This is a genomic window from Epibacterium sp. Ofav1-8, from assembly GCF_022348185.1.
Lineage (GTDB): Bacteria > Pseudomonadota > Alphaproteobacteria > Rhodobacterales > Rhodobacteraceae > Epibacterium.
Genome location: NZ_JAKRFD010000020.1, coordinates 40,233 through 50,111, shown reverse-complemented (window position 1 = coordinate 50,111; position 9,879 = coordinate 40,233). Strand labels below are relative to the sequence as shown.

13 protein-coding genes are annotated in these 9,879 nt (G+C 62.1%); 2 read left to right on the top strand and 11 right to left on the bottom strand.

Annotation, left to right across the window (positions count from 1 at the left end; translation table 11 throughout):
- The coding region (locus MHM97_RS22125; protein WP_239325724.1) for a sulfatase-like hydrolase/transferase at positions 1-800 on the top strand (800 nt) is incomplete at its 5' end.
- 103 nt (positions 801-903) lie between these two features.
- Complete coding sequence (betI, locus tag MHM97_RS22120; RefSeq protein ID WP_239325722.1) at positions 904-1,485, top strand: choline-binding transcriptional repressor BetI; 582 nt, start codon at positions 904-906, stop codon at positions 1,483-1,485.
- Positions 1,486-1,512: 27 nt separating this feature from the next.
- On the opposite strand, the gene MHM97_RS22115 is transcribed toward betI, so the two are convergent.
- From MHM97_RS22115 to MHM97_RS22065, 11 genes are all read right to left on the bottom strand, one after another.
- Entirely contained in the window at positions 1,513-3,888 is a 2,376-nt protein-coding gene (locus tag MHM97_RS22115; protein WP_239325720.1) for a methyl-accepting chemotaxis protein, read from the bottom strand.
- A 394-nt stretch (positions 3,889-4,282) separates the two neighbouring features.
- On the bottom strand, positions 4,283-4,756 hold the full coding sequence (locus MHM97_RS22110; protein WP_239325718.1) for a hypothetical protein: 474 nt from the start codon (positions 4,754-4,756) through the stop codon (positions 4,283-4,285).
- A gap of 136 nt (positions 4,757-4,892) precedes the next feature.
- Entirely contained in the window at positions 4,893-5,153 is a 261-nt protein-coding gene (locus MHM97_RS22105; RefSeq protein ID WP_239325716.1) for a hypothetical protein, read from the bottom strand.
- 155 nt (positions 5,154-5,308) lie between these two features.
- Positions 5,309-5,764 carry a single-stranded DNA-binding protein gene (gene ssb, locus MHM97_RS22100; RefSeq protein ID WP_239325714.1) on the bottom strand — a complete coding sequence of 152 codons (456 nt, stop codon included), beginning with the start codon at positions 5,762-5,764 and terminating at the stop codon, positions 5,309-5,311.
- 144 nt (positions 5,765-5,908) lie between these two features.
- Entirely contained in the window at positions 5,909-7,147 is a 1,239-nt protein-coding gene (locus MHM97_RS22095; RefSeq protein WP_239325712.1) for a hypothetical protein, read from the bottom strand.
- The gene (locus MHM97_RS22090) at positions 7,137-7,505 is read right to left on the bottom strand and encodes a bacteriophage spanin2 family protein (RefSeq protein ID WP_239325710.1); all 369 of its coding nucleotides are present in this window, start codon (positions 7,503-7,505) and stop codon (positions 7,137-7,139) included. Before MHM97_RS22090 ends, MHM97_RS22095 begins: the two co-directional genes overlap by 11 nt.
- A 29-nt stretch (positions 7,506-7,534) precedes the next feature.
- Positions 7,535-8,278: a M15 family metallopeptidase gene (locus MHM97_RS22085; protein ID WP_239325708.1), complete on the bottom strand. Its 744-nt coding sequence runs from the start codon at positions 8,276-8,278 to the stop codon at positions 7,535-7,537.
- A gap of 101 nt (positions 8,279-8,379) precedes the next feature.
- A complete protein-coding gene (locus tag MHM97_RS22080) occupies positions 8,380-8,727 on the bottom strand; it encodes a hypothetical protein (RefSeq protein WP_239325707.1) in 348 nt (115 codons plus the stop codon).
- The gene (locus MHM97_RS22075; protein ID WP_239325706.1) at positions 8,717-9,154 is read right to left on the bottom strand and encodes a transglutaminase-like cysteine peptidase; all 438 of its coding nucleotides are present in this window, start codon (positions 9,152-9,154) and stop codon (positions 8,717-8,719) included. Before MHM97_RS22075 ends, MHM97_RS22080 begins: the two co-directional genes overlap by 11 nt.
- A complete protein-coding gene (locus MHM97_RS22070; protein ID WP_239325705.1) occupies positions 9,151-9,558 on the bottom strand; it encodes a DUF4376 domain-containing protein in 408 nt (135 codons plus the stop codon). Before MHM97_RS22070 ends, MHM97_RS22075 begins: the two co-directional genes overlap by 4 nt.
- Positions 9,555-9,878, bottom strand: a complete 324-nt coding sequence (locus MHM97_RS22065) for a hypothetical protein (RefSeq protein ID WP_239325704.1) — start codon at positions 9,876-9,878, stop codon at positions 9,555-9,557. Before MHM97_RS22065 ends, MHM97_RS22070 begins: the two co-directional genes overlap by 4 nt.
- Between the last annotated feature and the right edge of the window lies 1 nt (position 9,879).

Genomic DNA, 9,879 nt, shown 5'->3' with positions numbered 1-9,879 from the left:
ACTGGCGCAACTTCGACATTTCCGAAGAGGACGTGCGCCGCTCCCGCCGGGCCTATTTCGGCAATATCTCCTATCTCGACGACAAGATCGGCGAGGTGATGGAGGCGCTGCGCGGCACCCGTCAGGACCAGGACACCATCATCCTGTTTGTCGCCGATCACGGCGACATGCTGGGCGAGCGCGGGCTGTGGTTCAAGATGAGCTTTTACGAGGGTTCGTCGCGGGTGCCGATGATGGTGTCGGCGCCGCAGATGGCGCCGGGGCTGGTCACCGATCCGGTCTCCAACATCGATGTCTGCCCGACGCTCTGTGATCTGGCCGGGGTCAGCATGGAGGAGGTGATGCCCTGGACCGCGGGCGAGAGCGTGGTGCCGCTGGGCCAGGGCGCAGAGCGGCAGAGCCCGGTGGCGATGGAATACGCCGCCGAGGCCTCTTATGCGCCGATGGTGTCGCTGCGGCAGGGGCGCTACAAGCTCAACCTCTGCGCGCTGGACCCCGATCAGCTGTTCGACCTGGAGGCTGACCCGCACGAGCTGACCAACCTGGCCGGGGATCCCGCCCATGCCGAGGGCTATGCGGCGCTGAAGGCGATCGCCGCCGACCGCTGGGATCTGGACCGTTTCGACGCCGAGGTGCGCGCCAGCCAGGCCCGCCGCTGGGTGGTCTACGAGGCCCTGCGCCAGGGCGGCTATTTCCCCTGGGATTACCAGCCGCTGCAAAAGGCCTCGGAGCGGTACATGCGAAACCACATGGATCTCAACATCGTCGAGGAACAGGCGCGGTTCCCCCGGGGCGAGTAGTACACTTCCCTCAGGCCGTCCTGCGATCAGCGGGCCGGCGAATTCAGTTGACCCGCCTCCCCCTGCTTGCCATGAGCCAAGGGGCGCAAGACAGGAGAGAGCAATGCCCAAACTGGGGATGGAGCCCAAGCGCCGGGCGGCGCTGGTATCAGCCGTGATCGACGAGATTGGCGAGACCCGCTCTCTCGACGTGACGGTTGCGCAGATCGCGCGTCGGGCCGGCATGAGCAGCGGCCTTGCACATCATTATTTCGGCAGCAAGGAACAGATGCTGATCGCCGCCATGCGGCACATCCTGTCGGAATTTTCCGCCAAGGTTCGGGCCGGCCTGCAAGACGCCGAAGGGCCACGTGCCCGCCTGGAGGCGATCCTGCGTGCAAACTTTGCGCCACATGTATTCGATCCGCGCAAGACCTCTGCCTGGCTCAGCTTCTACGCCCTTGCGCAGTCGAAATCGGACGCCTCTCATCTGATGCAAGTCTACCAGCGCCGCCTGAGAAGCAATCTGCTGTTTGACCTCCGCAAACTGAGCCCCGACGCCGAGCGGGTGGCCGACACACTGGCGGCGCTGATTGACGGGGTCTATTTGCGGGCTGCGCTGACGGACGGAGCGCGCAGTGATGCGGCCTTTGGCACGGTCTCCCATGCCCTTGCGGTGTTTCTGGACCAGTCTCAACCGGGCTGATCCATCTGCACCGCGCGCTTGTGCGGATCAGAAGTCGTCCCAAAGCGCCTTGGCGGCATTTCCATCCGTGGCGGCCTGCGCCGCGACCGGCGTGATGTCGTGCCAGTCTTCGCCATGCGCCGTTGCCGCCGGTCCGGCATCTTGCCTCTCCGCCTCGCTCGGGGCCGCCGGTGCCACGGCGGCGTGGGCGGAGCCGGTCTCGAACCGGGTCACCAGAGCGGCGAGGTTGTCGGCATCGCCATTCAGCAGCTGGCTGGCTGCGGTGGCTTGTTCGACCATGGCAGCATTCTGCTGGGTCACCTGATCCAGTTGCGTCATCCCGGTGTTGATTTCAGAGATTCCGGTGGACTGCTCCGCAGCACCCTCGGCAATCTCCGACACCAAGGTGGAAATATGGGTCACCCGCTCGACGATGCTGGACAGTGCCGCCCCCGCCTTGCCGACCAGATCAACGCCACGCTCGACATGCTCGCCAGAGTTTCCGATCAACGTCTTGATCTCACTCGCCGCTCCCGCTGATCGTTGCGCCAGAGACTGAACTTCGCTGGCCACAACAGCAAACCCGCGGCCGGCCTCACCGGCGCGCGCGGCTTCCACCCCCGCATTCAACGCCAGCAGATTGGTCTGGAAGGCAATGTCATCAATGACGGAAATGATCTGGCCGATTTGCTGCGAGGACTGTTCGATCTCCGACATCGCCGACACCGCATTCTGTACAACCGTGCCACTCGACTCGGCCTCCGCGCGCGCTTCCTTGACGATGGTTTCGACACTCTGCGCCCCATCGGCCGAGGATTTGACGCTGGCCGTCAATTCATCAAGCGCGGCGACCGTTTGCTCCAAGGTGGCCGCCTGTGCCTCGGTCCGCTGTGACAGGTCCCCCGAGGAGGTACTGATTTCCGAGGCACCGTTGCGAATGCTCTGCGCGGCCTCGACCACATCTGTGACCAGTGTTCTCAGCTGGGAGATCGCAGTGTTGAAATCCTGCCGCAAGTGCTCGTGCGGCTCCGGGAAAGGCTCGGAGATCTCATGTGTCAGATCCCCCTTAGCAAGCTGCACCAGGCCGCGGCTCAACGCGCTCACAACGAGGTTCTGCTCTTCCTGCTTGCGCATGCGATCCTGCTCGGCCAGTTCGGCAGATTTGAGATCGCCACGGAAGACTTCCAGCGCGCGGGCAATCACGCCGATCTCGTCACGGTAGTCCGTGCCCCGCACGTCGGTATCATATTGACGATCCGCCACCGCCCCCATGTCTTCGCTCAGAACCTGCACACGTCCCGTCACTGTGCGCGCCGCAAGCCAGGAGAACAGCAGTACGCCGATCGACACGACCACGGCGGTAATCAGGGAGTTGCGCACCAGTTCCGCACTGTTGGCAGAGGCTTCGGCGTGGTCGATTTCCAGCACGATGCCCCAGGTTTCTCCGTTGGGCACCTGGATGCTGTCCGTCACCGCAATGACATCCCCGCCTTCCAGGCCTGTTGTATGTTCAAAATACTGGCGTTCACCACCAAGGGCGGCCGATATCGCTGCGGTCGAGGCCAACTGGTCAAAAACGCGATGCCCTTCCTCATGCGGCGAAGAGGATGTCGCGGACCCATCGGACGCCACGGTATAGACAAGCCCGGTTTCACCCAGAAGATCCGACTGCGCCAGAATCTCGTTGAGGCGGTTGATCGGAACCTGCACCGCCACAACACCAAAGACCGACATGCCATTGTAGACCGGTGCGGCCACAAAAATCGCGGGGGCGTCCTGACTTGGCGCATAGGGTGACAGCCGGGTCATATAGACCTGCCCGGCTTCCAGATCGACCGCGGCCCGAAAGGCCTCACCCAAGCCGCTGTCCTTGTACGGCCCGTCGACAAAGTTGGTGGCAAAGTCGTCTTCCTTGAATACCGAGTAGATCATGTTCCCGCTCGGATCGAACAGGAACATGTCATAAAAGCCGCGGGCCCTCTGATAGGCGCGGAAGCCTTCGTGGTATTTCTTGTGGCGCAGGGTCCAGACAGATTTGTCGCCCGCGCTCAGCAATTCGTCTTTCTCGCCAACCGGATGCGGGTTCTCATCCAGGTAGAGACGGCGCAGATAGTCCCCAGGCTCTTCGTCCTTGACCGGCATCCACCCGCGACCGAAGTCCTTGACCCCGAGCGCGACTGATCCGTTCAAAGCCAGCGCACTGACCTCGGCCGCTACATCGTCCAGCCAGGTTTCCAACGCGTTCGAACGTTCGCGCAGCAAGGTTTCATAGGCCGCCTTGCGCTCATTGCCGAATTCCGTGACCGCCCGGAACGTGACAACGCTGCCCGCCGCGAGCAACAGGACAATAGCCGGGATCGCGATGATCACCGGCAACTTGAGACTCATCGCGGTGGTTTTCCAGAGGCGGCTAAACACGGGCATCAGGCGCATTCCTTTTCCAACAATTGGAATCACGGCGCAGATCGCCGAACGCAGGAAAGCTTGCCGAAAATTGCTTGAGCAACGCTTAACACTGACGGTGTGGTTGGTCGCTTGACGCAAAATGCTGGAAAATGGTGCTGCTGGAGAGAATTGAACTCTCGACCTCTCCCTTACCAAGGGAACCGATCCAATACAAAAAAGTTCATAAAAACAATTTTTTACGCGCATCCCAAAAGGCACCTGCACGCGCATTGCACCACTTTGGTTTTCAAATGCAGCGCTCTGCCCTTTAGTGGGTGCACAAAAAAGAGGGCCGCACCAGCTGGCGCGGCCCCAAGTTAGCACGGCGGACCCTCAAAACACCGTGCAAAGGCATCAAAAACGTGCATGCGTGCTATGTGTTTACCAGCCCCCAAATCGTTTCGGTTAACTCTGACAGACCTCGATTGTTATCCACTATCAAATCTGCATCGTGCTTAGTGAGATCCATGCTTGAAAATGGCTCCAATGGCAGGCGCTTGGATGCATCCACCCAAATCACCACATCAAACAAACTCTTGCTGCGGTCGAACTCGGCACGGCTGCGCATCCCCACGTAAATGGGGGCCAGCGCCAATACCTGTTCCGCCAAAGATGGACCCGGGCGAAGATTATAAGCCTCGATTGCGTGGCGCCACATAGCCCGATGATTGCGCCTATCCTCAAAGCAAGCGCGCCAATCAGGATACAGATCTGACACCAGAGGATAGACGGCCCTAGCCGCACAAAACTCTGAGCTAGAGATAAACTCGACACCCAACTCACGCCCCAGACACTGCGCTGCAGTGTCTTTCCCGTGTTCCGCGTGCCCGATCACAAGGATTTTCATACCCGACCGAATGGCAGAGGCACGCTGCCCGGGCGGCGGCACCACACCCCAGCCACGACAAGCGCCACATTCGTGCATCACGCCACCTCGGCTTGTCTCGCCCCTTGTACCGCCGCAGGCGGGGCAAACCATTCGCTTACCTTGCATTCTTAAGATCCTCCACCGCACTCTCCAGCCGCCGCGACGCCTGGCCGAACTTTCCGGCCTCCACGTCCTCCGTCACCTGCTCCAAACTATTCAGCAGCTGGATGGAAACCTGCAGCTGCGTAATCTCTGTTTGCAACTGGTGCCGGTCACGCGATGCGCGGAGATAGGCTATCGCCATTTGGCGCTTGGAATAACCGCGAGCGAGGACCTTAGCGATTTGTGCCTCCGATGGCTGGAACTTTTCACCCATTGCCGTGGACCTCCACCAATCGACAAACGAACATCGCCCCGCCAAAGGTGACGACACAGAACAGCAGCAAAAGGCCAAGGAAGCCCCCAGCGTGGGCAGCCCGTGCCCATGGGCGCAATTCAACGCGGTATGTCACATTCATCATGGCGCGCACCTCAGAACGGGATTTCATCGTCAATGGGTGGGTTTGGGCCAGCGGTCTGGCCTCCGCCAGATTGGCCGCCGTAGCCGCCAGTCTGCCCTCCACCAGACTGGCCACCGGCCCCATTTGGATCCTTTCGGTCCAGCATTTCCAATGTGCCGTTGCGCCCACGCAGCACAACCTCGGTGGCATAGCGATCCTGCCCGTTCTGGTCCTGCCACTTGCGGGTTTCCAGCTTACCCTCGATCAGCACCTTGGCGCCCTTGCGCAGATACTGCTGACAGACCCGCGCCAGCGGGCCAAAGATCGCGACACGGTGCCATTCTGTCTTTTCGCGCCGCTCTCCGGTCGCCTGATCTTTCCACGTTTCTGTGGTCGCCACGTTAAAATTGGCGACCATGCTGCTGTCAGGGAAAGTTCGCACCTCGGGATCCCGGCCGAGGTGCCCGGTCAAGAAAACCTTGTTCATGTTTTGGGGCCTCATTTTGTTTGAACTGCCCCAGCACTACTCGGGCAACATACCCCGGAAAAACTCACCTAGACAGAATGAGCGGATCTTGCGATCCGCAGGGCGATGCCACCCCAGCGGATGAAATGCCCCTTGTCGGCAGTTTTAAAACCACTCCGTGAACCGGCCCACCTGCCCATCATGCGGGTGGTGGAGGTAGCACTCGACCGCTTGACGGTTCACGTATCCATTGCGGTCATGCCAACCGTCAGGCGGGCTTGGACTGCGCACGTATTCGATTTCCGGCGCACGGGATCCGGCCGGATCTGGCGCCACATGCAGCGCGGTCATTCCGATCAAGTCTTTCTCAGTCAAACGACGCAGGGATCCGCCGCCGCGCTTTCGATCCTTGTGGTGGACGTGGTGCAAATACCAATATCGCCACTGCGCCGCGCCGAGATGATCGGCGACCTCATCCAGCATTAGCGCGGGCAGATCCGCCTCTTTCGCACCATCCGCATGGGTAAAGCCCAACAGGTTTCCACCGAAGCGGTAATACTTCCGGTGCCGGGGGCTGGTGTTGTAATCGGTTGCGCTGACCTCGGGACAATCCCGATACCATGCAGCCAGCGATCGGGCCAAAGCAAAGCCCGCAAACCAGTCGTGATTGCTCGGGCAATACAGCAGTGAGACAGGCGCCACAGCCCGGCACATATCAACGCAGGCCACGTAAAACGCCAGCGCGTCATCCCACATCACATGCAGGGTGCCGTCTGTATCCTGCGGGGTGCCACTGGTGGTGGTTCGGTTCGGCTTGTCGATGTGAATTACATCATTGCCGACCACAAACAGGATATGCGCCACCCCATGCGCCTGCGCCCGCTGCAGCAGCGCCCGGCACCCTTCGATCCCGCGTCGCAGCGCCTCGGCCCGGTCATAGGAAAAGCCGGTTTCTGAGGCCACGCACAGCTTGCCTATGTGAAGATCCGCAATGTCGATCACCAGCAGATGATCACCGGCCGCCTGCGGGCGGGCGGGCGTGGCCAGATCGCCGCGAAACACCTTTTCCACGGCCGAGGCCATCACGGCCTCCAGATCTGCCTCGGCCGGTTGCCCGTCTTTTCCAAGGTAGTAATAGACAGAGGCCCATTCGCCGGTTTCGGGATCCTCTTTATGGACCCACCCAGAATGCTGACCGGCCAGATCCTGCAGGCCGAGATTGCCAAGCACCTTGTGCACACCGGGATCAAGCGATGCCTGTTTCTCGGCCAGCTTCTTTTTCGCCGCCTTATAGGTGCGCTGCATCTGCGCGCGATCCTTTCCCAGATGGCCAGCAATCTGGCCCCACGACTGTTCCTGACGGTCGCGCAGGTCAATCACTCTCCGCTGTAAATCAGTCAGCATTGGCCGGCCCTTTTCGTTTGCGCGCCAGACGGTCGCGGATTTCATCAGATACGGCCCAGACGGCCGCAGCGGTAAAGAACAACACCAACAGCCAAACCCACGGCGGCGCCTCATTGCGCACGGTGATGGACTGAACCGCCTCGGCCCGCACGCCGGTTTCGCCGGTGCTTTGCTCGATGCTGCGCGCCTGCGGCCGCACCAGCCGCAGATCATTTTGGGTGGAGGTGCCCCCGACCACCTGCGCATTGCTGCGGCCCGCCTGCACATTGGCGGCCACGTTCGCACCACCACCAGGCAGGACACCGCTTACCAGCTGCTTAGACAGGGATCCGCAACTGGTAAGCGCGGCCATGACCATGGCCGCCGCCCAAAGTTTCGCCCCGCGCGTCACAGACCCACCGCCTGCACGTGCATCCAATCGAAATCACGGGCACGGCCAAGGCTTGTCCAGCCCTCGGCCGCCCACACGTCCCAGAAGGGCACAGCATCCCGCTGCGCCAGACGCGCACGATCCTTGTCCCAATTCAGACGGTTTCGCGCAGGGTCAAAGTCAATCGCGATCCCATAAGCATGGGTGGACAGGCTGGTGCCGCCCCGCTTTGGCCGGTGGTTGTAACAACCGCCATACAGATGCAGGCCGAGGTCTTCGATCTGCGCCCGGGAGTAGATCGCCGCGATCCGGTCAAAGGCACGCTGTGCGCTCGGGGCCACCAGTTCGTGACAGCTGAAAGAGGTAATAACCTGTGCCGGATCCCATGCCAGCACCATGCGCCACGGCACGTTGACACGCCCGGCGGTGCAGCGGGCAGATCCCGCCGGACCAAAGAGGCCCGCCATATCCGCCTGGCGCCAAGGCAAATCCGCACCCGACCACGCCAGATAGGCCGCATCCGTTTGCGGACCCCAGCGACCATCCATCGGGCCGGGATCATGGCCGAGGCTGGCCAAGATCGCCTGACCGGCCGCGACCAGCTGGCGATCCACGCCGATCAGATCCGGTCGGTTACGCACCTCGGGCACACGGGCCACCGCCGACAGGGTGCGGGCGCCCGTGATCCCGTCGATTGCGCCGGTATATCCGGCCTCCACGCGCAGCAACCGCTGCACGCGCTTCACGCGGTCAGAGTACATTTGACCCCTCCAATGTCAGATAGATGATCCACAGGGCGACACAGATCGCCGCCCCGATCCAAAATCGGCCTTCGCGGCGCGCGGCCTGCTTTGCCGCCTCCTTAGCCTTGCGCATCGCCCGCCCCTTTGGCGGCCCGAAACCGCCGCAACAGGTCGATCCCGAAACCAGCAAAACCGATCCCACCAAGGCCGACCACGAAAGACGAAAACCCAACCGGATCCGCCGGGCTGATCTTGCCGATAACCGGCGCCAGCAGTGGCTCGACCAGCGGGCCGAGGTACAGGGCGCAAATGCAACCCACCACCAGCGACACCACGCCATCCGCAAGGCTTTCGCGCAGGGTCAGCCAGCGGACCAACCCCCCAGCCGCGCCCGCAAGGGCCATCTGTCCCGCATCAGAGTGCAGCCAAACCCAGAGACCCGACAGGATCCCATCTTTACCGATCATTTTGACCGCCTTTCTGTGCGTTATGCACGTTTTTGTGTTCACTCAGGGCGCGCAAAAACCGGCCAATAATCAGCTTCAACACGACAGCAATAACAGGGAACGGCCAATGCCGACGATGACGCGGCCTCGCCGACCAGATTGGAAAAATGTTGTCGGCCCAACCGGCGCCACGGTGCCAAAGAACCGCATGACCGCCGCCGGTGGACGTAGTGCAGTACCAGATCACCGATTTCCTGATCAGTAGCTGCCAGAGAAACCGGGGCCACGATCCACCAGCGAGGCGAAAGGCCAATGTCAGCGCGAAGTCCTCGCAATCCCCGACAACCGGACCGGATCGGGTGCATACACGCCACCAATCCATGCCCGGATCCGCGCGATAAGTGAACGATTTGGCCAAGGCCGACAAAATACTGCGCTCGCGGCTCATGGCGCCACCTCCGCATCAAATGCCGCTTCAACGTCAAATCCAGCCGGATCGTCCGCCGCCTCGATCTGCGCGGCCACGGTGGCCTCGGCGGCAAAGCAGGTCTGGACGTGCTGCACCACCGCCGCTGCTGCGGCCTCGATCTCGGACTGTGTAAGCTCGACAAAGCCCGCCGGTGTCTTCCAGGCGACCGGCTCTGCGATCATGCCCTGTTGCAGCGCGCTGACCGCGCCAGAGAGCGCGAGGCGGGTGGTTTCATCGCCGGGCATGTGCAGGCCCCCGGGCAAGGTCGCACCGGCCACCGAGCGCTGCCAGCGCAGATCTGCCAGATCGGCCAGCGCCTGCGCCCGTGCCGCCTCGGTGCGGTCCTGGGCGGTGATGACCTGGGAGAAGTCGATATTGCTCATGGCGCGGGGTCCTCTGTTGTGGTGGCCTGATAGGCGGGGAGCGGCACCGGCCCGTCGCTGGTGAGGCTCAGCGGCTGCGGAAAGCGGGTGGCCTCCGGTGCCTCCGGCCCATGGGGCAGGATCAGGGTCAGGCGGATCTCGCCGCCTGTACGGGTCACATCGGAGGCCAGCCAGTCGCAGGCCACAGCCGCGCGGGGCAGCACGTCGCCCTCCTGGAGCGGCGCGAAGTCGAAGGTCTCGCCATTGATTGTCAGGCTGTCACCCTGGCGGGTGACGCTCAGCGCCTGGTCTAGGCGCATGGGGGTGAGTGAGATTTGCATG

What these genes read in the sequence shown, in the direction of transcription:
- betI (WP_239325722.1), top strand. Translation starts at nt 904, where the DNA reads ATGCCCAAACTGGGGATGGAGCCCAAGCGCCGGGCGGCGCTGGTATCA.
- MHM97_RS22080 (WP_239325707.1), bottom strand. Translation starts at nt 8,727, where the DNA reads ATGATCGGTAAAGATGGGATCCTGTCGGGTCTCTGGGTTTGGCTGCAC.
- MHM97_RS22085 (WP_239325708.1), bottom strand. Translation starts at nt 8,278, where the DNA reads ATGTACTCTGACCGCGTGAAGCGCGTGCAGCGGTTGCTGCGCGTGGAG.
- MHM97_RS22065 (WP_239325704.1), bottom strand. Translation starts at nt 9,878, where the DNA reads ATGCAAATCTCACTCACCCCCATGCGCCTAGACCAGGCGCTGAGCGTC.
- MHM97_RS22095 (WP_239325712.1), bottom strand. Translation starts at nt 7,147, where the DNA reads ATGCTGACTGATTTACAGCGGAGAGTGATTGACCTGCGCGACCGTCAG.
- MHM97_RS22115 (WP_239325720.1), bottom strand. Translation starts at nt 3,888, where the DNA reads ATGCCCGTGTTTAGCCGCCTCTGGAAAACCACCGCGATGAGTCTCAAG.
- ssb (WP_239325714.1), bottom strand. Translation starts at nt 5,764, where the DNA reads ATGAACAAGGTTTTCTTGACCGGGCACCTCGGCCGGGATCCCGAGGTG.
- MHM97_RS22090 (WP_239325710.1), bottom strand. Translation starts at nt 7,505, where the DNA reads ATGGTCATGGCCGCGCTTACCAGTTGCGGATCCCTGTCTAAGCAGCTG.
- MHM97_RS22110 (WP_239325718.1), bottom strand. Translation starts at nt 4,756, where the DNA reads ATGAAAATCCTTGTGATCGGGCACGCGGAACACGGGAAAGACACTGCA.
- MHM97_RS22105 (WP_239325716.1), bottom strand. Translation starts at nt 5,153, where the DNA reads ATGGGTGAAAAGTTCCAGCCATCGGAGGCACAAATCGCTAAGGTCCTC.
- MHM97_RS22070 (WP_239325705.1), bottom strand. Translation starts at nt 9,558, where the DNA reads ATGAGCAATATCGACTTCTCCCAGGTCATCACCGCCCAGGACCGCACC.
- MHM97_RS22075 (WP_239325706.1), bottom strand. Translation starts at nt 9,154, where the DNA reads ATGAGCCGCGAGCGCAGTATTTTGTCGGCCTTGGCCAAATCGTTCACT.